General features: G+C 61.9%; 25 protein-coding genes and 3 pseudogenes. 21 read left to right on the top strand and 7 right to left on the bottom strand.

Going from position 1 to position 23,573, the window contains the following annotated elements:
• Positions 1–4: 4 nt before the first annotated feature.
• Together ACMT1E_RS06140 and ACMT1E_RS06135 are read right to left on the bottom strand one after the other, a co-directional pair.
• Positions 5–328 carry a hypothetical protein gene (locus tag ACMT1E_RS06140; protein ID WP_414902761.1) on the bottom strand — a complete coding sequence of 108 codons (324 nt, stop codon included), beginning with the start codon at positions 326–328 and terminating at the stop codon, positions 5–7.
• A 93-nt stretch (positions 329–421) separates the two neighbouring features.
• A protein-coding gene (locus ACMT1E_RS06135; protein WP_414899752.1) for an IS3 family transposase occupies positions 422–1,593 on the bottom strand; the annotation gives its coding sequence in 2 pieces (ribosomal slippage) (positions 422–1,320 and positions 1,320–1,593; 1,173 coding nt in all).
• Positions 1,594–2,116: 523 nt separating this feature from the next.
• On the opposite strand from ACMT1E_RS06135, the gene ACMT1E_RS06130 reads away from it, so the two are divergent.
• From ACMT1E_RS06130 to ACMT1E_RS06120, 3 genes are all read left to right on the top strand, one after another.
• Positions 2,117–2,644, top strand: a complete 528-nt coding sequence (locus ACMT1E_RS06130) for an antirestriction protein ArdA (protein ID WP_029074275.1) — start codon at positions 2,117–2,119, stop codon at positions 2,642–2,644.
• A gap of 189 nt (positions 2,645–2,833) precedes the next feature.
• Positions 2,834–3,049, top strand: coding sequence for a transcriptional regulator domain-containing protein (locus ACMT1E_RS06125; protein ID WP_080700689.1), 216 nt, complete (start codon positions 2,834–2,836; stop codon positions 3,047–3,049).
• 46 nt (positions 3,050–3,095) lie between these two features.
• Entirely contained in the window at positions 3,096–3,617 is a 522-nt protein-coding gene (locus tag ACMT1E_RS06120) for a DUF2285 domain-containing protein (RefSeq protein WP_029074274.1), read from the top strand.
• A gap of 294 nt (positions 3,618–3,911) precedes the next feature.
• On the opposite strand, the gene ACMT1E_RS06115 is transcribed toward ACMT1E_RS06120, so the two are convergent.
• The gene (locus tag ACMT1E_RS06115) at positions 3,912–4,724 is read right to left on the bottom strand and encodes an APH(3')-I family aminoglycoside O-phosphotransferase (protein WP_033450617.1); all 813 of its coding nucleotides are present in this window, start codon (positions 4,722–4,724) and stop codon (positions 3,912–3,914) included.
• Between the two features lie 105 nt (positions 4,725–4,829).
• Positions 4,830–5,117, bottom strand: a complete 288-nt coding sequence (locus ACMT1E_RS06110; protein WP_029074272.1) for a DNA -binding domain-containing protein — start codon at positions 5,115–5,117, stop codon at positions 4,830–4,832.
• A gap of 463 nt (positions 5,118–5,580) precedes the next feature.
• Between ACMT1E_RS06110 and ACMT1E_RS06105 the strand changes: the two genes are divergently transcribed.
• From ACMT1E_RS06105 to ACMT1E_RS06060, 10 genes and pseudogenes are all read left to right on the top strand, one after another.
• A complete protein-coding gene (locus ACMT1E_RS06105; protein ID WP_018426335.1) occupies positions 5,581–5,850 on the top strand; it encodes a helix-turn-helix transcriptional regulator in 270 nt (89 codons plus the stop codon).
• A pseudogene (locus ACMT1E_RS06100) lies at positions 5,851–6,684 on the top strand (replication initiator protein A); the annotation flags it as partial. It lies immediately after the preceding gene.
• A gap of 301 nt (positions 6,685–6,985) precedes the next feature.
• Positions 6,986–7,504: a DUF2840 domain-containing protein gene (locus tag ACMT1E_RS06095; RefSeq protein ID WP_029074270.1), complete on the top strand. Its 519-nt coding sequence runs from the start codon at positions 6,986–6,988 to the stop codon at positions 7,502–7,504.
• Positions 7,501–8,046 (top strand): S26 family signal peptidase, encoded by a 546-nt coding sequence (locus tag ACMT1E_RS06090; RefSeq protein WP_029074269.1) that lies wholly within the window; start codon positions 7,501–7,503, stop codon positions 8,044–8,046. The genes ACMT1E_RS06095 and ACMT1E_RS06090 overlap by 4 nt, the downstream gene beginning before the upstream one ends.
• Positions 8,047–8,081: 35 nt before the next feature.
• The gene (locus ACMT1E_RS06085; protein ID WP_029074268.1) at positions 8,082–8,417 is read left to right on the top strand and encodes a DUF736 domain-containing protein; all 336 of its coding nucleotides are present in this window, start codon (positions 8,082–8,084) and stop codon (positions 8,415–8,417) included.
• Positions 8,414–9,346, top strand: a complete 933-nt coding sequence (locus tag ACMT1E_RS06080; RefSeq protein WP_050450562.1) for a lytic transglycosylase domain-containing protein — start codon at positions 8,414–8,416, stop codon at positions 9,344–9,346. Before ACMT1E_RS06085 ends, ACMT1E_RS06080 begins: the two co-directional genes overlap by 4 nt.
• A gap of 460 nt (positions 9,347–9,806) precedes the next feature.
• Positions 9,807–10,265, top strand: a pseudogene (locus ACMT1E_RS06075) (hypothetical protein); the annotation flags it as partial.
• Between the two features lie 216 nt (positions 10,266–10,481).
• Positions 10,482–11,714: a DUF3363 domain-containing protein gene (locus tag ACMT1E_RS06070; RefSeq protein ID WP_414903295.1), complete on the top strand. Its 1,233-nt coding sequence runs from the start codon at positions 10,482–10,484 to the stop codon at positions 11,712–11,714.
• A gap of 217 nt (positions 11,715–11,931) precedes the next feature.
• The gene (gene floR, locus ACMT1E_RS06065) at positions 11,932–13,146 is read left to right on the top strand and encodes a chloramphenicol/florfenicol efflux MFS transporter FloR (RefSeq protein ID WP_414902760.1); all 1,215 of its coding nucleotides are present in this window, start codon (positions 11,932–11,934) and stop codon (positions 13,144–13,146) included.
• A gap of 93 nt (positions 13,147–13,239) precedes the next feature.
• Positions 13,240–13,356, top strand: a pseudogene (locus ACMT1E_RS06060) (DUF3363 domain-containing protein); the annotation flags it as partial.
• Here the strand turns inward: ACMT1E_RS06060 and tetR(G) are convergent.
• Positions 13,353–13,979 carry a tetracycline resistance transcriptional repressor TetR(G) gene (gene tetR(G), locus ACMT1E_RS06055; RefSeq protein WP_024353490.1) on the bottom strand — a complete coding sequence of 209 codons (627 nt, stop codon included), beginning with the start codon at positions 13,977–13,979 and terminating at the stop codon, positions 13,353–13,355. The pseudogene ACMT1E_RS06060 and the gene tetR(G) sit on opposite strands and share 4 nt — an antisense overlap.
• A gap of 104 nt (positions 13,980–14,083) precedes the next feature.
• On the opposite strand from tetR(G), the gene tet(G) reads away from it, so the two are divergent.
• Both tet(G) and ACMT1E_RS06045 read left to right on the top strand, forming a co-directional pair.
• Positions 14,084–15,259 (top strand): tetracycline efflux MFS transporter Tet(G), encoded by a 1,176-nt coding sequence (tet(G), locus tag ACMT1E_RS06050; protein WP_024353491.1) that lies wholly within the window; start codon positions 14,084–14,086, stop codon positions 15,257–15,259.
• An 89-nt stretch (positions 15,260–15,348) separates the two neighbouring features.
• Positions 15,349–16,266 carry a LysR family transcriptional regulator gene (locus tag ACMT1E_RS06045; protein WP_035302745.1) on the top strand — a complete coding sequence of 306 codons (918 nt, stop codon included), beginning with the start codon at positions 15,349–15,351 and terminating at the stop codon, positions 16,264–16,266.
• 34 nt (positions 16,267–16,300) lie between these two features.
• Here ACMT1E_RS06045 and fabF read toward each other — a convergent pair whose 3' ends face one another.
• Both fabF and ACMT1E_RS06035 read right to left on the bottom strand, forming a co-directional pair.
• Positions 16,301–17,563: a beta-ketoacyl-ACP synthase II gene (gene fabF, locus ACMT1E_RS06040; protein WP_081650885.1), complete on the bottom strand. Its 1,263-nt coding sequence runs from the start codon at positions 17,561–17,563 to the stop codon at positions 16,301–16,303.
• A 4-nt stretch (positions 17,564–17,567) separates the two neighbouring features.
• Positions 17,568–18,077, bottom strand: a complete 510-nt coding sequence (locus ACMT1E_RS06035; RefSeq protein WP_042061242.1) for a winged helix-turn-helix transcriptional regulator — start codon at positions 18,075–18,077, stop codon at positions 17,568–17,570.
• A 195-nt stretch (positions 18,078–18,272) separates the two neighbouring features.
• On the opposite strand from ACMT1E_RS06035, the gene ACMT1E_RS06030 reads away from it, so the two are divergent.
• From ACMT1E_RS06030 to ACMT1E_RS06005, 6 genes are all read left to right on the top strand, one after another.
• Entirely contained in the window at positions 18,273–19,232 is a 960-nt protein-coding gene (locus ACMT1E_RS06030; protein WP_035302746.1) for a LysR family transcriptional regulator, read from the top strand.
• Positions 19,233–19,356: 124 nt separating this feature from the next.
• Positions 19,357–21,342, top strand: a complete 1,986-nt coding sequence (locus ACMT1E_RS06025) for a conjugal transfer protein TraG (protein WP_024353495.1) — start codon at positions 19,357–19,359, stop codon at positions 21,340–21,342.
• Between the two features lie 10 nt (positions 21,343–21,352).
• Entirely contained in the window at positions 21,353–21,832 is a 480-nt protein-coding gene (locus tag ACMT1E_RS06020) for a hypothetical protein (protein WP_024353496.1), read from the top strand.
• Positions 21,833–21,979: 147 nt separating this feature from the next.
• Positions 21,980–22,963 (top strand): P-type conjugative transfer ATPase TrbB, encoded by a 984-nt coding sequence (trbB, locus tag ACMT1E_RS06015; protein WP_091517359.1) that lies wholly within the window; start codon positions 21,980–21,982, stop codon positions 22,961–22,963.
• Positions 22,960–23,292, top strand: coding sequence for a TrbC/VirB2 family protein (locus ACMT1E_RS06010; RefSeq protein WP_024353498.1), 333 nt, complete (start codon positions 22,960–22,962; stop codon positions 23,290–23,292). The genes trbB and ACMT1E_RS06010 overlap by 4 nt, the downstream gene beginning before the upstream one ends.
• On the top strand, positions 23,292–23,573 hold the full coding sequence (locus ACMT1E_RS06005; protein ID WP_024353499.1) for a VirB3 family type IV secretion system protein: 282 nt from the start codon (positions 23,292–23,294) through the stop codon (positions 23,571–23,573). Before ACMT1E_RS06010 ends, ACMT1E_RS06005 begins: the two co-directional genes overlap by 1 nt.

Here is a 23,573-nt window from a genome sequence, read left to right as displayed (position 1 = left end):
GCACTCATAGCTGAAGCTCCGCTCGTTCAAGCGCGTCTTCAGTTTCCTTGCGATTTATTGTCACGATATGTTGAGTGTACGGACTTTGCTTTGAAGCATCACCAAGCAAACCAAGGCGCTTTAATACATAGAAGAGCATCGCATAACGAACTGTGAGCACGTCGTTGCCGTGATCTAGTCCGTAATCTTTGGCGACAACCTGCTTCTGACTAGCCGTTAGAGCGGGATGCGGACCGATAATCACGTCAAAATAATTGTTCCAGAGCCAGTCCCGCTCTCCGAGTTCTCCCGGTTCACTCTTGGCGCCAGCATCCAGAACGCGTGGCAACAGGAAATCTTTGAACTTATGCTCTAGATGGCAATAGGCTCGCGCGTGCCAGCGAAAACTGGACTGCCCGCGATGACTGGTCCGGTTTCATGATTAGCTGATCCGCATTTCTGATGCCAGCCTGGGCGGGAGGTGGAGCGCAGCGGAGCCGAGCGGCCAGGCTGGCATCTTGATGGTTTCCGGCGCTGGCGGGCGATAGCCGAGGCTGCTGTGCGGACGCAGTCGGTTGTAATGATCGCGCCACCAGCCGGTGACGCAGCGGACCTCCTCAAGGCTGTAGAAGATCTCGCCGTTGAGCAGCTCATCGCGCAGGCGTGCATTGAAGCTCTCGATGTAGCCGTTTTCCCACGGGCTGCCCGGCTCGATGTAGAGCGTGGTGACCCCGAGCCGGCCCAACCATTCACGCACCGCATGCGCGACGAACTCAGGGCCGTTATCGGACCTGATATGCTTGGGCGGCCCGTGTTCGATGAACAGATCGGCCAGCACGTCGATGACGTCATTGGACCGGAACCGCCGCAGCGGCACCATCGCCAGGCATTCCCTGCTATACTCATCGATGATGTTGAGCATCCGGAACTTGCGCCCATTGCGCGTCTGATCCTCGACGAAGTCGTATGACCAGACATGTCCGCGATGCTGCGGGCGCAATCGGATGCACGATCCGTCGCCCAGCCAGAGCCGACGTCGCTTCGGTTGCCGCTTCGGCACTTTAAGACCCTCCCGCCGCCAGATGCGCTCGACAACCGATAGGCTGACCTGCCAGCCGGCATGGCCGAGCAGAGCATGGATGCGGCGATAGCCGTACCGGCCATAATCCTTGGCCAGTGCGGCAATATCAGCTGTCAGACGCTGCTCGTCGCTGTCATCCTTTGGACGATGTCGCTGCGTCGAGCGATGCTGAACCAGAACACGGCAGGTCCGACGCTCCGATACTGGAAGAATGCGTCGGACCTGCTCGATCGCCTCGCGGCGACGGGAGGGGCTCAAAAAGTCAGCTTTGACGCCTCTTGCAGGATCGCCTTGTCGAGGGCGAGATCGGCAACCAGCTTCTTCAACTGCGCATTCTCCCGCTCCAGATCCTTCATCCGACGCACCTGGTCGACCTTCAGGCCACCATATTCCTTGCGCCACCTATAGAGCGTCTGTTCGGCAATCCCGATCTGCCGACAAGCCTCGACCGCGGTCCCGCCCCGCCCAACAATCACATCCACCTCACGCAGCTTCGCGATGATCTGCTCCGGCGTAAATCGCTGACGTCCCATATATTTCTCCAATCCTTTCGCCCAATCGGGCTCTCTTCAGAATTGGACCAACTTTCTCAAGGCACACCAGCACGCCGCGACGAATTCGTCCCGCAGATCCCGGTCCAACCTGATGCGCAACCCGACATCTTTTTTGGTCATGTGGGAAGTGTACCCAATGGATACACATCCGCAAGAGAGATCATTCCACAAGGAACGGCGGTCCGGATGCCAGTGTCTCCAGTCCTGCGCGTTGCTACATCCTGATCCAGTTAACGCGCTCGATCTCGACTTTGCTCTGGCCGAACTGGCTGCTTGCCTCGTCTACTTCAAGATAGTCACTAAGGGCGTTGCCCTCGCGCCAGCAAGGTAAGTGGAACCGTCCGGGGCGGTATCCCCGGCCTTCCGCGCTTCGCTTGTGCAGACCGGGTGATCCCCCTCCACCCCGGCCGCCCTTGCTCGTTGCTACCCCAGTCTCGGCGACGGCCAGAAGGTCAGGCGCGGCGTTCCGCTTCGCTGACCTTCAGACCCGAGGATCAGAGACATGACCAACGTATCCGACAGTACCCCCCGCATCTATGTCGCTTGCCTTGCCGCCTACAACAACGGCTATCTGCATGGCGCTTGGATCGACGCGGATCAGGACGCGGACCAGATTAGGGGCGCGATTGCCGCGATGCTTGCCCGTTCCCCTGTCGAGGACGCGGAGGAATACGCCATTCACGATTACGAGGGCTTCGAGGGCGTCAGCATCTCGGAATATGCCGGCATCGACATCGTGGCGCGGATGGCCAGTTTCATCGCAGAGCATGGCGCACTTGGCGCGGGCCTGCTGGAGCAGTTCAGCGGCGACATGGACCAAGCCGAATCCACGTTGGAGGATTGCTATCATGGTCAGTTCGCCAGCCTCGCCGACTACATGGAGGAATTGACCACCGAGAGCGTCACGATCCCCGAAGCGCTGCGCTACTATGTCGATTGGGAGAGGATGGCGCGCGACGCCGAGATGGGCGGCGACCTGTTCACTATCGAGACCGCGCACGGCGAGGTCCATGTGTTTTCCAACAGGTGAAAACATGACTGCCTGTCCGTCCTCATACGGGCAGGCGTCGCGGAGTCGCCGGGCTGTCGCCAAAAATACCAAAAATGATCGGGTTAGCCGCTCAAGGTATCTGCTTTGAGCGGCTTCTATATTTCCAGTGATGATTGAACCTCTTCTTGCCGGGCGCTGCCCAGCATCCCGGCTCGGGGAGGTGACGCCATGCTCAACATCGATTGGCGATCACCGGCGGCATACGGGCACACAAAGCACATCCCTGCCGCTGGTTTCGCTTGGGAATACCTGCGCCGCAACGACGAATATCGTCGGGACTGCCGGACCATCGCATTGACCGCAGGGGCGGCTGCCCGCGACCTCGAAGAGTTCGCGCATCGCTGGGGTTTGCGATTTCCCGTGCGATCCCGACGCGCCGCATGATCGGCAATCGCCGATCTGGAGTCCGCGCCTTCAACCGCAAGCCGTGATGTTGTCGCCAGTCAATCACAAGGACGACGACACCGAACCGGTACTGACGTTGGCGCATCTCGACGGCCTCGATATGCGCCGCGCTGCCGATGGCTGGCACGGCATCTGGCAGGCGGACGGCGTTGCGCATCAATTCTGGCTACCCGTGGCCGTGCCGGACACCGCCGCATTTTACGCCGTCACGCTACCGATGGACGCCTTTCTGGAGCTGCGCGCTCACGCTGTCCGTCGATTCTGGCGGTCCCTCAATGGCCGCGCGCCCGGTCCCGACTTCCGGGCGATCCCCGCCCAGCTCCGGCAATGGCACATCCTGTCCCTGCGTGCGCTCGACGCACGGTTCCGCGGCGAAAGCTACCGCACCATCGCCAAAGTCCTGCTCGGCTTTCGCGGCAGGAAGGAGGATTTTGAGAACGACCCGCGCAAGAACAAGGCCCGCCGCCTAGTTGCGCATGGCATCAAGATGATGCGCGGCGGCTATCGCCTGTTGCTTCATTACCCGATCAAACCCTGCAAGCGTTAATCGTCTGCGAGCCCTATCTGTCGAAAATCGTGTCGCAAATTTGTGCCACTTACGACAATGACATGCAACACGGAAACCCCTTGCTTCTCCGAGACCGGCCGATCTGTTAGAGAATTTTAGAAATTGCGTGACGGTGATGGTATTTGCCGGTCAGATCGATAGGGGCCGTTAAAAATAGCACTTACGCTTCTCGCCCCCTATCTCGCAAGGGATGCAATTTCGAGAATGACGGAGTTTGGTGGTTCTGCCACTGCCAGCCTGTGTTTCATTTGCCGTGGTAGCTGTCGTCTAATATCAAAAAAGCTCGTCCAACATCAGGTGGAATAGCAGCTTGCTTGGATCTGGCTTAGGAACGCCGTACCGGGCGAAAAACCTGTCCTGTAACGCCTCATCGAACTCTCCGAGACAGTTCCAGAGTATCGCCAAATCTTGGTAGCGGTCGGCAATACCGACACGGCCTGCGTCGATACAGCCGATTACCACACCATCCACCATAAGAAGGTTATCGAGCGAGAAGTCCCCATGTGTGACAACCTGATCGGCCATGAAAGGCAGGTGTCGATGCATTTCCTGCCAAACCTGTTCTGCTGTCCAGCCTTCGCGTTCCTCATCGAAATCGTCTTCTTCGACCAAGCCGGCGTCGATCCGTTTGCGCGCCAGTCCGAGTCGATAGCTATGATCGCTGGTAAATGGACATTCGCTGATCGGAATTGCATGTAGCGTCCGAAGGAAGTCCGCCAGCGCATCAACAATGGTCGTTCTCTCCTCTGGACGCGCTTCCAGAGCCTGATATGCGGTTTCACCTGCCAAGGCCGTCATAAGGAGCCAGGCTTCGTCGGTAGTGCTGACGAAATGCGTGACGGTGGGAACCGCGATGTGGTTGGCCATCCAACGCAGTCTAACCATCTCATCCACGAGATCATTGGCAACGGTATCGCGACCATGCTTCAGGAAGAGATCGGGTGCACCTGCCTTGCCGTAGAGCCGATATACCACTCCCCCGGACTCACCGACATTATTCCGCGCCCACGAATATCCCTTCACCTCTTCCGATAAACCCGCCGGCACTGGCATCGCCACGCAGTTTACTTCCCTATATTCATCCATAGCTTGCCTATATTCATCCATAGCTTGCGTAAATCTACTTGCGGGTAGTTGTCGCAACAATCCCGAAATCTGCGACAAGAAACAAGCTGAAATTGTCTCCGATCTTCATACCTTGTTGGCTACCGCCTGCTCCAGAATCTTCCGATAGCCTTCACGCGACAGCCATTGCGCGCGCTCCAGATGACTTTGCCAGCATCGGCGCGACCGAAGTTCCTCGGCGACGGGATCGCGGTGCAGCACGATCCGCGCGACCTCCTTCCAGTCCGCATCTTCGGCCTTCGCATCGAGAAGGCGCAGATACGTCACGAAATGCCGTTCGTCATAGACGGTTATGCTGTCGCCTGTCGGCGCGATGTCGTCCACATCGGGATCGAGTTCGACGGGAACCCGCATAGTCATTCCCCGTATCCGAGAGATTTTTGTCTGCGGTGCGCCCCCGCAAACGATTCTCTCTGACTCTTGGTGATCGGGGAGTTCGAAACCGTCACGAAACGGCCCCATGGCCTTTAGCTCGGAAAGCCTGTTGTATACGCCACAGGCTCCCCGACCATAGGTCAAGGAGTTGGTGCCGTTCTGGCCAGCACCAGCCATTCGTGAGGGGTTTCGACGCCCCAGAGCAGCGCGTCTGCTCCGCCTACATTCCTAGCCGAACCGTGCGCAAATGTCTTTGCCTATTCGGCATGGCAGGCGTTGAGCCGCTGAAATCCCTCATCATATTGGACGCGCGCCGCCCCGAAGGGGGGTGCCGTTAGCGCATAGGCGCAAATGCGGCACGCTACGCGCCGCCGATCCCCCGCCATGGTTCGCCACAGTCCGCTGCCGCCCCCGGCAGCCCAATCCCGACTGGAGGTGATCCATGCCCAACCCGCTTGCGGGCCTGCCGCCGCGCCTGCTGCGCACCAAGGAAGCCGCCCGCTTCCTCGGGATATCCATCCGCACCCTTGAGAAGCATCGCACCTATGGCACCGGCCCGACCTATCGCAAGGTCGGCGGGCGCGTCCTCTATACCGTCCGCGATCTGGAAGACTGGAGCGCGGCGGGCGAGCGCAAATCCACCCGCGACAAGACCGCCGGCACCGTCTTTCCCGCGCGTCCGCTTACGCCCGAAGAACGGGGCGACTGCTAGATGCTGCGCGAGGACGATCACGACCCCGCGCAGCCGGCCGAGGACAGCGAGCGCAGCCGCCTGGACCCTTTCGTGGTCGCAACGGGCGACGCGCCGCCGCGTGACCAGCGCGATTTGATGGAACGGCCGTTCTTCTCGCTGGCGAAGACCCCGCGCACCAAGCCGATTCTCTACAAGGCCGCCGACATAGAGGTGCAGGTGTTCGGGATGCCCGAGCATGGCATGGCGACCATATGGGACGCCGATGTGCTGATATGGGCGGCCTCGCAGATCGTCGCGGCCGAGAACAACGGCCTAACCACGTCGCGCTTTGTCCGCTTCACCCCCTACCATCTGTTGCGCGCCATCGGGCGGCCGACCGGCAATCACCAATACCGGCTTCTGAAAGCCGCGCTGGCGCGGCTGCAATCGACCGTCATCGCCACCACCATCCGCAACCGCCCGCATTGGCGTCGCCGGCAATTCTCATGGATCAACGAGTGGGAGGAAATGACGACGCGCGCCGGCCGCGTCGAGGGCATGGAGTTCGTCCTGCCCGAATGGTTCTACAACAGCGTCATCGACCGCTCGCTGGTCCTGACCATCGACCCGGCCTATTTCCGGCTGACTGGCGGCATCGAGCGATGGCTTTACCGCGTCGCCAGAAAGCACGCCGGGCACCAGCGCCACGGCTGGGTTTTCGAGGTCGCGCACCTTCACCAGAAATCCGGCAGCCTCGCGCGGCCGTCCGACTTCGCGCTCGACCTGCGCCGGATCGCGGCCCGCCAGCAGCTTCCCGGCTACCTGCTCCAGATCGAGCGGGAAGACGGCCGCGAGTTGCTGCACATCCGCCCCGAAAACTTGTCCACAGGCACTGTTGACAACCCTGTTAATGCCATCGGCAGATCAGGCGCACGGGGTATCGGCACATCAGGCGCACGACTATCGGCAGATCAGGCGCACGAACCGCAGCTAACGCTTTGGCCTGAAAAGCGGAATCCGACCGCTAACTTATCTAACAGAGAATCTAACTCTCTTTGTTTGACGCGCGCGCAGGCGAAGCGTGGTGCCGGTTCTGCCCGAAGGGGCGAGCCATGACGCCCGCGCTCGACGCGCTGCGCTCGCGCAGCCCCCAGCACATCCCCGGAGACGAACAATGACCCGTCGCGCCCACCGCAGCGCGCACGGCCGTCCGCTGCCGGACGGGCCTGCGCCCTTCACCACATTGGTCGAGCTGACCTTCGAGAAACGCAAGGTCGAGCACTGGATACGCTTCGGCCGCAAGACCTACGAGCAGATCATCGACCGTCGCCGCAGCGTCGTCGGTTTCGCGCCGAGCAGCGTCTTTGCCTTCGTGCGATGGGCGAAGGGCGAGCACGGCACTGTCGTTTCCCGCATCGACATCGTGCGCGCCATCGGCCGGGGCGAGCCGTTCCAGACATTGCCGTTCGTGCGCCCCGGCGGCGAAATCCTGTTGCGCCTCGATAGCTGGCCCAAGGTGCAGCGTGCGCTTGTAGCTATCGACGCCGTGGATGCGCTCGGCCTCGATCCGGCCGATGCCTCGCCGGATCACTGGCGGCACGTCCACAACCGTTTAACCGCCAATCTGGAGCCGCACGCCTACACCCCCGAGCGACACGCCGCTTGGCTTCACTGCCGAAGGATCGCCCCATGACGCGCAGCCGCACCCTCACGGTGACGGCGCTCGCCGTCATCGGCATCGCCGCCGCAAGCGCGGTCGAGACACCGACGAAACTCATATGGAACGCCACCGCCAGCGCGCCGGTCGGGTTCTACACCGTCGAGCCGGCCGACGCGCTTGATGTGCCCGAGCTGGTCGCCGTCATGCCGCCCGAACCGCTCGCCGCCTTCATGGTCGAGCGCGGTTATATCGCGCGCGGCGTCCCGCTGTTGAAGCGCGTCGTCGGCCTGCCGGGGCAGCGGGTTTGCCGCTTGCGATCCACGATCACGGTGAACGGGATCGAGATGGGCGAGGCGCTGGAGCGCGATAACCTCGGCCGCGATCTGCCCGTCTGGCAGGGCTGCCGCGTCATCGGCGACGACCAGCTTTTCCTCATGAACTGGGAAGTCCGCGACAGCCTCGACGGCCGCTATTTCGGACCCATCCCCGCAGCTTCCGTCATCGGTCGAGCGGTCCCGCTCTGGACCGATGAGGAAGGCGTCGGCCGCTACGAGTGGCGCACGCCGACGCACTGAAACGATCCCCGAAAGCCAATCACAGGAGATTTTCCATGGCAGAAATAGGCACCTTCACCCGCACCGAAACCGGCTATGCCGGGGAGCTTCATTCGTTCGGCCTCCACGAAAAGCTGTTCATCGTTCCGGCCAAGCCGAGCGATATGAAGAACGCGCCCGACTATCGCCTGCGCCTCGATAGTGAGGACGGGCCGGACGCCGGCCCGGCATGGAAGGACGCAAGCGAAAATGCCGGCGACTTCGTGTCGATGAGGCTGGAGGGACCGATCTTTCCGTCCCCGATCCGCGCCAAGCTGTTCCAGTCCAACGACGATCCTTCGGTCTGGACGCTGCGTTGGAAGCACCCCCGGAAAGTCGAGGACGAGGAATGACGGCCGCGCGCGTACGGCCCGCCATCCGGTCCAAGATCGTCATCCCTTTGTTCGCGGAAAAGCCGTCTCATCCCTTCGTCCCGCTCGGCGGCCAGACGGCCGGCGCGCGCAGCGAAGGTCAGGGGCGGCCATCGGCCGGCGCTTGCGCCTTGCCCTTGACCGCAGCGAGCACGCTGGCAGGCTGGCGGCGAACCGGAAGCAGGCCGGCATGGCATTATGCTGTCCTGCTGCTGGCGGGGGCGATTTCCGTCTGCATCGGATCGGGCGTCGCTGTCGCGCAATCCACGTCGGTCGAGCGCCCGGTCGCCGCCCATCCGTATGCGATCCACATCGCCGAGGCGTCACAGCGTTTTGGCATCCCCGAGCACTGGATTCGCGCCGTGCTGCGCGCCGAGAGCGCGGGCGACGTGCGCGCCGTATCGTCGGCTGGGGCGATGGGATTGATGCAGGTGATGCCCGACACATGGGCGGGCTTGCGCGTCCGCCATGGCCTCGGCCGCGATCCCTACGTCCCGCGCGACAACATCCTTGCAGGCACGGCCTATCTGCGCGAGATGTTCGACCTCTACGGCAATGTCGGCGCGATGCTCGCGGCTTATAACGCCGGCCCCGGCCGCTATGACGAGCACCGTGCGACGGGCCGCCCGCTTCCCGCCGAGACGCGCGCCTATGTCGCCGCACTCGCCCCGATCCTTGGCGGCGCGGCTCCATCGGATGCGCCGTTGCAACCACCGGCACCGCCGCCCGACTGGCGCGAGGCACCACTATTCGTCATGCGCCCGGCCGACACGCGAGCTACCGCCGCGCCGCCGTCCGAGGTGCAATCAGGCGACGGCCGCGCTGCCGTTCCGGCGCGCGACCCTGCCCGTGCGGAGCCGCAGTACGGCAGCATTTTTGTCGCCGACGCGAGCGGCGGGGGAACGCCATGAGGGCGGCGTTCCCGCACTCGGCGGCGCTCATTCCGGTGTCCAGTCAGGCAGGTTCTTGCCCGGCTGACTTCCCGGCAGGAGGGGTGGAAAAGGCAGAAAGGGCGGAGGGCAAGATTAAAGAAGACGGCACCATATGGGGCCGCTTCTGGAAATTGTTGTTGTCTGCACACTGGTTAGGTGGCCGGTTCCGGCACCATGGTTTTGAGGGGCCGCGTGCCGCGATTTTGCGCAAAGCCTTGGCTTTGCAGGGTTTCGAGCGGCACCATAGGCGCAGATCGGCCGTTTTTCGGCGGTTTGGGCTGGAGTCGCGCCCTTGAGCGCCGACGACGAAAACCGCTTCCGTCCGAAGCCCGGCCGCATCCGATCCGACACGCCGAAGGCCGGCAAGACCAAGAGCTTTTTCACGCAGGTCAGGAAGATCACCCGCCAGCATCAGGCGGCAGCCTCACGCGATCCTTCCATGCCGTCATCCGCGCGCCCGTCATCGCCGGGGCGGTCTCGCGCCATGGCCGCCAGCGGCAAGGGCGTGAAGCGCGGCCGGGGCGCGAGCTTCGTGCGCGCCCGGAACATATCCGGCAACTGGCATCATCGCCAGCCGGGCAGCCGCCGCGTGATCGTCAAGCAGCGCAGCGTCCGGGCCGCATGGAAGGGCGGCCGTGCCCGCGCGCATCTGCGCTATGTCCAGCGTGACGGAACCTCGCGCGACGGCGAACGCGGCCAGCTCTATTCGGCGCATGAAGACCGCGCCGATGGCGACGCCTTCCTTGATCGTGGTCAGGATGACCGCCATCAATTCAGATTCATCGTCTCGCCCGAGGATGGCGCGGAGCTGTCGGACCTCACGGCCTACACCCGCGATTTCATGAAACAGGTGGAAGGCGACCTCGGCACGAAGCTGGATTGGGTTGCCGTCAATCACTACAACACCGGCCATCCCCATGTGCATGTCATCGTCAACGGCCGCGATGATACGGGCGGGGATCTAGTCATCAACGGCGACTATCTCGCCAACGGCCTGCGCGAGCGCGCCAGCGAGCTTGCCAGTCTGGAACTCGGCCCCGTTACCGAGATTGAGCAGACCCGCAAGCTGTCCGCCGAAATCGACCAGGACCGTTTCGCCCGCATCGATCGCGCCATGGCCGAGGAAGCCGATGCCCGTTTCGTCGACCTGCGCCACGAGCCGGCAGCGCCGAGGCGGCAGTTCGAGCGAACGCTACGCCTGCGCAGGCTCGCCAAGCTGGAGAAGATGGGGCTGGCGACCGAGCACGCGCCCGGTGTTTGGGAATTGAGCAAGGACATGGAACCGGTCTTGCGCGAGTTGGGCGAGCGGGGCGACATTATCCGCACCATGCACAAGGCGCTTGGGCCGCAGGGCGGCGAACGCGATCCCATGAGCTTCCAAATCCATGACGGAGCGCCCGAGACGCCCATCGTCGGCCGCGTCGTGGACAAGCACCTGTCCGACGAGCTGGGCGAGAACCTGACAATCGTGGTGGACGGGATCGACGGCCGCACACACCACATTGCCGGCATCGCGCCCGAGCGGCTGGAGGACGCCCGCATCGGCAGCGTCGTCCAGATCGGCCCGGCCGAGGCGGCAGCCCGACCGTCCGACCGCACCATCACCGCCATCGCCGAGGACGGCATCTATCGGCCGAGCCGTCATCTGGAGCAGGCGAAATTCGAGGGCCGCGTTCCCGGCGGCGACTATGAGGGCTATATCGATGCCCATGTCCGGCGGCTGGAGGCGCTGCGCCGGGCCGGCATCGTCGAGCGCATCGACGCCGACCAATGGCGCATCCCAGATGATCTGGTCAGCCACGCGGCTGATTACGATGCCGGCCGCGACCGGCAGGCCAGCGTTCGCGTGCTTTCCCCGGTTGATCTGCAAAGGCAGATACGTTCGGACGGCGCGACATGGCTGGACCGGCGATTGGTCCATGGCGAAACGGCCGACCTTGCGCCGACCGGCTTCGGGCAACAGGTCCGCGAAGCCATGGACCAGCGCCGCGAGCATCATATCGAACAGCGCGACGCTACGCGCAACAGGGACGGCCGCATCTTCTACCGGCGCAATCTTCTCGGCACCTTGCGCGAGCGCGAGGTTGCCCGCGTCGGCGCGGAGATGGCCGAGAGCAAGGGACTGCCGTTCCGCGCCGCTACGGACGGCGAAAACGTCAGCGGCAAGTTCACCGGCACCGTGCAGCTATCGAGCGGCAAGTTCGCCGTGGTCGAGAAATCCCATGAGTTCACGCTTGTCCCGTGGCGGCCGGTCATCGACCGGCAGCTCGGCCGCGAGGTCATGGGCGTCGTGCAGGGCGGATCGGTGTCGTGGCAGTTAGGGCGGCAGAGGGGGCTGGAACGCTGAGTGCGCCCATGCCGCATTGCGAAGCAAAAGATAATCGGATAAAAGGTAGCAATTCATATTCGTAAGCGTGGAGTAATCAGATGGGAAATTCCAAGTCAGCAGACAAGTAAGCCGCAACAACCAGTATTGTTGTTGCGGCGCTCTGTAAGGCTAGTCTCATCTGATTGCTGACGAGCAGACGTCGCCCGGTATTCCTTAATCGAGCGGTTGATTCGTCATGACCACCACACGCCCCGCGTGGGCCTATACGCTGCCGGCAGCACTGCTGCTGATGGCTCCTTTCGACATCCTCGCTTCACTGGCGATGGATATTTATCTCCCTGTCGTTCCAGCGATGCCCGGCATCCTGAACACGACGCCCGCTATGATCCAACTCACGTTGAGCCTCTATATGGTGATGCTCGGCGTGGGCCAGGTGATTTTTGGTCCGCTCTCAGACAGAATCGGGCGACGGCCAATTCTACTTGCGGGCGCAACGGCTTTCGTCATTGCGTCTCTGGGAGCAGCTTGGTCTTCAACTGCACCGGCCTTTGTCGCTTTCCGTCTACTTCAAGCAGTGGGCGCGTCGGCCATGCTGGTGGCGACGTTCGCGACGGTTCGCGACGTTTATGCCAACCGTCCTGAGGGTGTCGTCATCTACGGCCTTTTCAGTTCGATGCTGGCGTTCGTGCCTGCGCTCGGCCCTATCGCCGGAGCATTGATCGGCGAGTTCTTGGGATGGCAGGCGATATTCATTACTTTGGCTATACTGGCGATGCTCGCACTCCTAAATGCGGGTTTCAGGTGGCACGAAACCCGCCCTCTGGATCAAGTCAAGACGCGCCGATCTGTCTTGCCGATCTTCGCGAGCCCGGCTTTTTGGGTTTACACTGTCGGCTTTAGCGCCGGTATGGGCACCTTCTTCGTCTTCTTCTCGACGGCTCCCCGTGTGCTCATAGGCCAAGCGGAATATTCCGAGATCGGATTCAGCTTTGCCTTCGCCACTGTCGGGCTTGTAATGATCGTGACAACCCGTTTCGCGAAGTCCTTTGTCGCCAGATGGGGCATCGCAGGATGCGTGGCGCGTGGGATGGCGTTGCTTGTTTGCGGAGCGGTCCTGTTGGGGATCGGCGAACTCTACGGCTCGCCGTCATTCCTCACCTTCATCCTACCAATGTGGGTTGTCGCGGTCGGTATTGTCTTCACGGTGTCCGTTACCGCGAACGGCGCTTTGGCAGAGTTCGACGACATCGCGGGATCAGCGGTCGCGTTCTACTTCTGCATCCAAAGCCTGATAGTCAGTATCGTCGGGACATTGGCGGTGACGCTGTTAAACGGCGATACAGCGTGGCCCGTGATTTGTTACGCCACGGCAATGGCAGTGCTGGTGTCGTTGGGGCTGGCGCTCCTTCGATCCCGTGATGCTGCCACCGAGAAGTCGCCAGTCGTCTAGCCGACGACTGGAAGCAAGCCCGCTCCGATGCGGCGCAATAATCATCGAAACCTTGTGAATGGCGGTATCCTGTCCGGCAAGATACCGCTCATTTCCCTTGTCCCGTGGCGGCCGGTCATCGACCGCCAGCTCGGCCGTGAGGTCATCGGCATCGTGCAAAGCGGATCGGTGTCGTGGCAGTTGGGGCGGCAAAGGGGCATAAGCCTCTAATCTGTTGTAGATGAACGCAGCCGCTCGAAACCAGCGATGAGGCTGTCGAGTCCGAAGTTGAACGCAGCATCCATGCCGTCTGTTTCCAACTCGTGAAACAGATCGTGCAGGAAGGACGACGGTGCTTGCTCGGACACATCTGGCCTGTCCGGAACTCTCTCATCGGCATCAGATGCCTGCTGCTCGAGAACGGAACCGACCACATAGTGACTGACCGCCCGGAGCGCCCAAACAGCGTGCTTCGGACCAAAGCCCGCCGCGCAGAGAAAGCGTATTTGTGTCTCGGCAGCGCCAAAATTCGGTTCTGTCGGTCGAGTGCCGGCATGGATGCGCGCCCCGTCGCGATAATAGAGCAACGCCGTTCTGAAACTCTGGGCGTTCTCTTTCAGGAATAGCCGCCAGTCTTCGTTCTCTTCGGGTAGCGAGCGGGTGTGGCGTTCCGTCAGCATTGCCTCGGCCAGTGCGTCAAGCAGCGCGCGCTTGTTCTGGAAATGCCAGTAAAGCGCAGGCTGCTGAACCTTGAGGCGTTCAGCGAGCTTTCGCGTCGTCAGGTTGTCCATGCCAACCTCGTTCAGCAGCTCCAGCGCCGCTGCGATCACGGTGCCCTTGTCCAGTTTGGTCATTCACGTTCCTTCGCCAACGCTTGACAATTTATCACCGATAAGTTCTATGTCCATGTCCTTATCATTGATAAAGTCGCTCGCATTGAGCGGCGCTGGAGTTTCAGGTGCGCAGCTCTGCCATCATCGCCCTGCTGATCGTCAGTCTCGACGCCATGGGACTCGGCCTCATCATGCCGGTCCTTCCGACGCTTCTGCGCGAGCTTGTGCCGGCGGAGCAGGTCGCTGGTCACTATGGTGCTTTGCTGTCACTCTATGCGTTGATGCAGGTCATCTTCGCGCCCGTGCTTGGACAATTTTCAGATGCTTACGGTCGGCGTCCGGTGCTTCTGGCTTCCCTTGCGGGGGCCGCAGTCGATTACACGATTATGGCATCAGCGCCGGTCTTATGGGTGCTCTATATCGGCCGGCTCGTCTCCGGCATCACGGGCGCAACCGGAGCTGTAGCTGCCTCAACCATTGCGGATTCGACGGGGGAAGGTTCTCGCGCACGCTGGTTCGGCTACATGGGGGCCTGTTATGGGGCAGGCATGATTGCCGGGCCAGCACTTGGTGGTATGCTCGGTGGTATTTCTGCCCATGCTCCGTTTATCGCCGCTGCCCTTCTCAACGGCTTCGCGTTCCTGCTAGCCTGCATTTTCCTCAGGGAGACTCGTCGCGGCGATGGCGAGACCGGAAAGCCGGTTCGCATCAAACCATTCGTTCTGTTCCGGCTGGATGATGCATTGCGCGGGCTAGTGGCCCTTTTCGCAGTTTTCTTCATTATTCAACTGATCGGCCAGGTCCCTGCGGCCCTATGGGTCATATATGGCGAGGATCGTTTTCAGTGGAACACCACGACCGTTGGCTTGTCGCTCGCGGCGTTTGGAGCAACACACGCGATTTTTCAGGCGTTTGTTACCGGCCCTCTTTCAAGCCGGCTTGGAGAACGGCGCACGCTACTGTTTGGCATGGCTGCGGATGCGACTGGCTTCATTCTTCTGGCTTTTGCCACGCAGGGATGGATGGTGTTCCCGATTTTGTTGCTGCTTGCCGCCGGAGGTGTTGGCATGCCGGCCTTGCAGGCAATGCTTTCAAACAATGTCAGCAGTAACAAGCAAGGAGCTTTACAGGGAACGCTTACAAGCCTCACCAATCTAAGCTCTATCGCGGGACCGCTTGGCTTCACGGCACTCTATTCTGCCACCGTAGGAGCATGGAACGGTTGGGTTTGGATTTTCGGCGCGATCCTCTATTTAATATGTCTGCCAATACTACGCAGACCTTTCGCAACTTCATTGTGATTGAGTCATGGCGAATTGGTATGCGTAGACTTACGAGAAATGACGGATTAAATCCGTTGAGCAATCATCTCCTTTCGGGGCGAGTGCCAATGATGACCTTAGTTCACACTCTCGCTGTCGCCGAATATCTCAACTTCCGTCACGCCGCCAATGCGCTCGGCGTTGCACAGTCCAGCGTCAGCGCCCGCGTGAAGGCACTGGAAGAAGACCTCGGCATCCTCTTGTTCGAGCGTCATGCACGCGGCGTTCGGCTGACCGAGGCCGGACGCCATTTCGTCGAGCGGATAGCCGTAGGTATTGACCAACTCGACCATGCGGTGAAAACCGCCGGCATGGCGGCAGCCGGAGAAAGCGGCCGGCTTCGTATCGGTATCCATGCCCTGATTCCGCATAGCTTCCTCGCAAAGCTGATCGGCCAATACCGCAAGGATCACCCCGATGTTGAAGTCGAGATCGCCGAAGGCCCGGCCCGTGAAGCGGTGGTGCAGCTTCGCGCCGGCAGGTTGGACGTGGCGTTCGTCGCGGGCACGCCCCAACCACCCGACTGCCATTCCCGTCGCACATGGACCGAACCGCTCTTGGCGGTGCTACCGGAACGGCATCCGCTCGCCAAGCGGTCAGCCGTCACATGGCCCGATCTGGCAGGCGAGACGTTCCTTGTCCGGCATGGCGGCACTGGACCGCAGGTTCATAGCCATATCATGCTACGCCATGCCGAGCGCTGGCCTGCGCCGTCGATCCTGCGCTTCGACGTGGGGCGTGGCACCCTTTTGTCCTTGGTCGGACAGGGCTTCGGCATCACCATCGTCGGCGCGGCCACGGCGCTGTTGCCGACAAACGGCATTGTCTTCTTGTCCTTCGCCGACGAGCCGGAGCCGGTCGCCTTCTCGGCTGTCTGGTCGCCGTCCAACCGCAGCGCGGCGCTTCGTAACCTGCTCAGCCTCGCCAACGACATGGGCCGGCAGGTCTGCACGAATTCAGTACTGCCACGGATAGCGAGGGCGTGAGCCGAAGTGGTCGCGGAAGCACCGTCCGGGACTGTTATTGCCATCGCCGGAAAGCGACACTTGCATTAACGCCGCCAAAGCCGAATCCGTTGGAAATGGCATGTTCCATGAGAACAGGCCGTGCAGATTGGCGAACCAGATCGATACCTACGGCAATAGGATCGGGGCTCTCCAAATTTCTCGTTGGGGGAGCGATTTGATCCCGTAAGGCGAGTATCGTGAAGATCGCCTCAATGCCGCCAGCGGCACCGAGTAAGTGCCCCGTCGCTGACTTCGTGGCGCTTACAGCTACATCATGATCGCCAAAAACGGATTTTATCGCGGCTATTTCTCCTCGATCCCCTACGGGGGTGGAGGTTGAATGAGCGTTCAGATGTTGAACATCGTTGGGCTTCAAACCGGCACTTTGTAGCGCGATTTTCATTGCACGGGCCGCGCCTCGACCGTCCTCTGGACCGGCAGTCACATGGTGTGCATCAGCGCTTGTGCCGTATCCTACCAATTCGGCTATGGGTTTGGCACCCCGAGCAAGGGCATGTTCCAATTCTTCTATGACGATCAGACCCGCCCCTTCGGACATTACGAAACCATCGCGCTCGGTGTCGAACGGCCTTGACGCCATTTCAGGTGTAGTATTGTAGCCGGTAGATAGTGCTCGCGCGGCAGCAAATGCCCCGAGACTAACCTTGTCAATGCACGCTTCTGCTCCACCGCACAGAGCGATATCGGCTTCGTTGGAGCGTATCAGCCGCGCGGCGTCTCCGATGGCCTGAACGCTCGCAGCGCAGGCGGTTACAGGCGTGCCAATTGGGCCTGTAAATCCATGCCTGATGGTAACGTGTCCTGCTGCAAGGTTGGCAAGAAACGACGGCACGGTAAACGGTGAGAGCCTCCGTGCTCCCCGTGTATCCGTTATGCGAACTGCCGAAGCGATAGCAGGAAACCCGCCTATACCAGAGGCGATAATTGTCGCCGTGCGCTCACGTTCGTAGTCGCTCGTGGGATGCCATCCTGCCGTTTCAAGAGCCTCCTTCGCGGCCGCAAGTGCAAACAGAATGAAGCGATCCATTTTTCGTTGATCCTTTGTGTCAACGATTAAATCTGGATCAAAACCGGCTTCGGAATCTTCAATCAGGCTGGGAACGATTCCCCCGATTTTCACCGGTAGATCATTGGAGATTTCATCAGGCAAATTCCTGATTCCCGATTTCCCGTCGAGGAGTCTTTTCCAGCTTATTTCAGTGCCAGAACCAAGGGGGCCAACTAAACCCATGCCGGTTACAACAATTCGGCGCATTGGATTATTCCGTTTCTTTTTCTGAGCTTATTCGCTTCATGCGATTTATGACGCGCATCGTTTCCTCTGTTGCGGCGGGGCCTGCCAGAAGAACGGTGTTTTCGGGAGTGATTGCTTCTCCTGTATTCGCGTCGATGATAACGGCGGTCCTCTCCTGTCCGGTTTTCTTGTCACCAAGGCGCATGGCTATTTCATTGGGCGCAAGGTTCCGGTTCCCCCATGCGAACAGGGCGATTGCTACCGGATAGAAATCTCGCCCCTTGTCGGTAAGGACGTATTCAAATCGAGGCGGATGATCATTGTATCGTTGCCTTTCAAACAGTCCTTCCGCCGTGAGATGCTTCAATCGCCTCGCCAAAATGTTCGCGGAAATACCGAGATTCTTCTCGAATTCATCGAATTTGCTAAGCCCTTGGAAGGCGTCTCGCAGGATCAGGATGCTCCACCAGTCACCGACGCTTTCCAGCGCTCGGGCTGCGGGACACTCGAATGACAGAAAGCTTGTTCGTTGCATGACACATCCATAATGGTGTAACTTCCATCATGCAAGTCACCTATGCGCAGTAGGCGACATAGTAGGAGGGGTAATCCAATGCGTCATTCTAAGGGAGCCAAGCACCTGCGTCTGCTACGGCGTGGAACAAAGCACTGTAGTGGCATTTGAGCGATGCGGCGGCGATCAGCACCGATGGATGGTTGCCCATGGGGTATGCCGACCACGCTCGGATCGCGTATCCCCCTCGCATCGCTGATCCAGACACTCGCCGTCGCCGAATATCTGAACTTCCGCCACGCCGCCAATGCGCTCGGCGTGGCGCAATCCAGCGTCAGCGCCCGCGTGAAGGCGCTGGAAGAAGACCTTGGTATCCTTCTGTTCGAGCGTCACGCGCGCGGCGTCCGACTGACCGAGGCCGGACACCACTTCGTCGAGCGGATAGCGGCCGGCGTCGATCAACTGGACCATGCAGTGAAGACCGCCGGCATGGCGGCAGCGGGAGAAAGCGGCCGGCTTCGTATCGGTATCCATGCCCTGATCCCGCACAGCTTCCTCGCAAAGCTGATCGGCCAATACCGCGAGGACCATCCCGGCGTTGAAGTCGAGATGACGGAAGGGACAGCTCGCGAAGCGGTGATGCAGCTTCGCGCCGACCGGCTGGACGTGGTGTTTGTCGCGGGCACGCCCGAGCTGCCAGACTGCCACACCCACCCGATCTGGACCGAACAGTTGGTTGCCGTGCTGCCGGATGGGCATCCACTCGCCGGGCAGTCGGCCGTCACATGGGCCGATCTGGCAGGCGAGACGTTTCTTGTCCGGCATGGCGGCACAGGTCCGCAGGTTCATAGCCATATCGTGCTGCGCCATGCCGGGCGCTGGCCCGCGCCGTCAATCCTGCGCTTCGACGTGGGGCGTGGCGCGCTGCTGTCCATGGTCGGACAGGGCTTCGGCATCACCATCGTCGGAGCAGCTACGGCGCTGCTGCCCACGTCCGGCATCGTCTTCCTGCCTTTCGCCGATGAGCCAGAGCCGGTTGCGTTCACCGCCGTCTGGTCGCCGTTCAATCGCAGCGCCACCCTGAAAAACCTGCTCAACCTTGCAAACAATATGAGGCGTTGCGGCGATTCGCCCGGCCAGTTGCGCAGCGGCGATCACCCGGCCGGATGGCGGTGAACGCAACCCGTCCTATTTGCCGCCGATAGTATCCGGTAGCCCTCCCGCACCCCCTTTCCTGTTGCCTGTCCGGTTTTGCCTACTCTCTGATCGGCTCCGTTTCTTTTGCCGACTGGAGCCTGCATTGCGCGGAGGCCGAATCCTTTGGGGTCAAATCGCTGTCGTCTTCACCATCGTTCTGGTGATGGTGTGGGCAGCGACGCAATGGACGGCGTTCCGCCTCCGCTTCCAGCTCCAGCTTGGCAATCCGTGGTTCGAGCTGGCGGGCTGGCCGGTCTATTATCCGCCGGCCTTCTTCTGGTGGTGGTTTTCGTTTGACGCCTATGCGCCCGCAATCTTCGTCGAAGGTGCCATCATCGCGGCGTCCGGCGGTTTCATCGCCATCGCCGCCGCCATCCTCATGTCGATCATCCGGGCACGGGAGGCGCGCAACGTCGCCACCTATGGTTCGGCGCGATGGGCGGAGGATCGCGAAATCCGCGCCGCCGGTCTGCTCGGCCCCGATGGCGTGGTGCTCGGCAGATACGACCGGCACTATCTGCGCCATGACGGGCCGGAGCATGTGTTGTGCTTCGCCCCGACTCGCAGCGGCAAAGGTGTCGGGCTGGTGGTACCGACGCTGCTGACATGGCCGGGAAGCTGCATTGTCCACGACATCAAGGGCGAGAACTGGACTCTGACGGCCGGCTTTCGCGCCCAGCATGGCCGCGTCCTGCTGTTCGATCCCACGAACGCCAGATCGTCCGCCTACAATCCGCTGCTCGAAGTGCGGCAGGGGGAATGGGAAGTCCGCGACGTGCAGAACATCGCGGATATTCTGGTCGATCCCGAAGGCAGTCTCGACAAGCGCAACCATTGGGAAAAGACCAGCCATTCGCTGCTGGTCGGCGCGATCCTGCATGTTCTCTATGCGGAGAAGGACAAGACCTTGGCGGGCGTCGCCAACTTCCTGTCCGATCCCCGCCGTCCGGTCGAGGCGACCTTGCGCGCCATGATGGATACGCCGCATCTCGGCGAGGCGGGCGTTCATCCCGTCATCGCGTCGTCGGCCCGCGAGCTGTTGAACAAATCCGAGAACGAACGGTCGGGCGTGCTCTCCACCGCCATGTCGTTTCTCGGCCTCTACCGCGATCCCGTGGTGGCGCGGGTGACGGCGCGATGCGACTGGCGCATTGCCGATCTGGTCGGCAGCCGCCAGCCCGTCACGCTCTACCTTGTCGTGCCGCCGTCCGACATAAACCGCACAAAGCCGCTTATCCGCCTGATCCTCAACCAGATCGGCAGGCGGTTGACCGAGGAATTGACCACCTCCGGCAAGCGCCATCGGCTGCTATTGATGCTGGACGAGTTTCCGGCGCTCGGCCGGCTCGATTTCTTTGAATCGGCGCTCGCCTTCATGGCGGGCTACGGAATCAAAGGCTTCCTGATCGCGCAGAGCCTCAACCAGATCGAGCGCGCCTATGGCCCGAACAACGCGATCCTCGACAACTGCCACGTCCGCGTCAGCTTCGCCACGAACGACGAAAGGACGGCGAAGCGTGTTTCAGACGCATTAGGCACGGCGACCGAGCTGCGCGACTCCACCAACTACGCAGGGCACCGCCTAGCCCCGTGGTTAGGTCACTTGATGGTGTCGCGGCAGGAGACGGCCCGGCCGCTGCTCACGCCGGGCGAAATCATGCAGCTTCCACCCACCGACGAAATCGTCATGGTCGCGGGCACGCCGCCGATCCGCGCCATCAAGGCGCGCTATTTCGAGGATGCGCGATTGCAGGAACGCATCCTGACCCCGCCCGATCTGGTCGCCGCTCCGCTGGCGCCCAGCCCATCCGCCGATGATTGGTCCGGCCGCGTGGTCGCGGCGGAAAGCCGTTCCGCGACGTGCGGAAGCGAGGCCGAAGGCGATCCGGCCAATGCGGGCATCCGCCGCGAGCCGGAATTGCCCGAGCATGAGGAAATCGTCGCCCCGCCGCCATCCCCCGAACAGGAGTTCGAGTTTCTGGACGACGAGCCGGACGTTGACGCGGCCAAGGCCCGCGCCATGCGCCAGCGCATGAGGATGGTGGCGCGGCAGGTGGCGATGAACCCCGATGATGGAATCGACCTTTGAGGATACGCCCATGGCAACCAGAACCCGCCTGAATCTCTATTTCGACCCCGCGCTCATTCCACAGATCGAGGCGATGGCGCTGCGCCGCTCGGTGGCGCTGCGCCGCAATGTCTCGAAATCCGCCATCGTTGAGGCGGCGGTCATGTCCTACCTGTCCGGCGATTCCGCCGACCAGCTTGAAGCCGCCATGTCGCGCCGCTTGGACAAGCTCGGCCGCCAGATCGACACGCTCGACCTAGATCTCGCCGTCCTTGGCGAGGCGGTCGCGCAGTTCATCCATTTCTGGATGACCCTCACGCCGCCGCTTACGGGAGCCGCACAATCCGCTGCCCGCGCCAAAGGCGCGGAGCGCTTTGAGGGCTTCATGCAGAATCTCGGACGGCGTCTGGCGACGGGCGACAGGTTCCTCAAAGAGCTGTCGCGTGACCTCGACTCACTTCCCGACGATCCGTTGCCGGACGAGTCCGAGAGCAACGGCGATCAAGAATAAGTATTCGGACCCATCCTATTTACCGCCGTTCGCCGCCGATCACCGCACGCAGCTAGATACTTGTTGAACCGGCCAGATTTCGGCCTCTCTTAATCGACCCCGATCCGGGGATGGCCTGTCGCGTCCCCGCAAGAAGCCGGGGCCGACATGACCACCAACCACCAAAGACCGGAAGCCATTGCGCGCGGCGCACGCATGTTGCGCACCGCGCTCGGCCCCGCCATTGCCCGGCTGCTCGAAGACCCGGCCGTGGTCGAGGTGATGTTGAACCCGGACGGGCGGTTGTGGATCGACCGCCTGTCCGAAGGGCTTTCCGATACGGGCGAGCGCCTGTCCGCCGCCGATGGCGAACGCATCGTTCGGCTGGTCGCGCATCATGTCGGCGCGGAGGTTCATGCCCGCAGCCCGCGCATCTCGGCCGAGCTGCCGGAGTCTGGCGAAAGATTCGAGGGCCTGCTGCCACCCGTGGTCGCCGCCCCGACCTTCGCCATCCGCAAGCCCGCCGTCGCCGTGTTCAGCCTCGACGACTATGTGGCGGCGGGGATCATGTCCACCGATCAGGCCGCGACGTTACGCGCGGCCGTTTCCTCCCGCGCAAATATCCTCGTGGCGGGCGGCACCAGCACCGGCAAGACCACGCTGACCAATGCGCTGCTCGCCGAGGTGGCGAAGACGGCGGATCGCGTCGTCATCATCGAGGATACGCGCGAGCTGCAATGCGCCGCGCCCAATCTAGTGGCGATGCGGACGAAAGACGGCGTGGCGACGCTTTCCGATCTGGTGCGTTCCTCGCTGCGCCTGCGCCCCGACCGCATCCCCATCGGCGAGGTGCGCGGATCGGAAGCCCTCGACCTCCTGAAAGCGTGGGGAACGGGACACCCCGGCGGCATCGGCACCATCCATGCAGGCACCGGCATCGGTGCGCTCCGTCGCCTTGAACAGCTCATCCAAGAGGCTGTCGTCACCGTCCCGCGCGCCCTGATCGCCGAGACAATCGACCTTGTTGCTGTCCTTTCCGGGCGCGGTTCCGCGCGCCGGCTTGCCGAGCTTGCCCGCGTCGAAGGGCTGGGGCCGGACGGCGACTACCGCATCACCCCCGCAATCCAAACCAGCACAGGAGAATCTTCATGATCCGCACGATTTCGCGCGGCTATCGCTTCGCCGCGACCGCCGCATCCACCCTTGCTATCAGCTTCATGCTCGCCCCGGCCGCCCATGCGTCGGGATCGTCGATGCCGTGGGAGCAACCGCTTCAGCAAATCCTTCAGTCCATTGAGGGACCCGTCGCAAAAATTATCGCGGTGATAATTATCATCGCCACCGGCCTGACCCTCGCGTTCGGGGACACCAGCGGCGGCTTTCGCCGTCTGATCCAGATCGTGTTCGGCCTGTCGATTGCTTTCGCCGCGTCGAGCTTCTTCCTGTCGTTCTTCTCGTTCGGCGGCGGGGCGCTCGTTTGATGGCCGTCGCGTTCGAGCAACTGGACGCCGTGCCGGGCTTCACGGTCCCGGTTCACCGGGCGCTGACCGAACATATCCTGCTCGGCGGCGCTCCGCGCGCCATCGCCATCATGAACGGAACGCTGGCCGGAGCCGTGGGCCTCGGCCTGCGCCTCTGGCTGATCGGCATCGCCATCTGGGCAATCGGCCACTTCGCGGCCGTATGGGCGGCAAAGCGCGATCCCCTCTTTGTCGAGGTCGGGCGGCGGCATCTCCGCATCCCCGGTCATTTGGCGGTTTGA

Origin of the sequence: Sphingomonas flavalba (assembly GCF_047553045.1) — a bacterium.
Taxonomy (GTDB): domain Bacteria; phylum Pseudomonadota; class Alphaproteobacteria; order Sphingomonadales; family Sphingomonadaceae; genus Sphingomonas_L; species Sphingomonas_L flavalba_A.
This window is presented reverse-complemented; position numbering and strand designations above follow the sequence as displayed.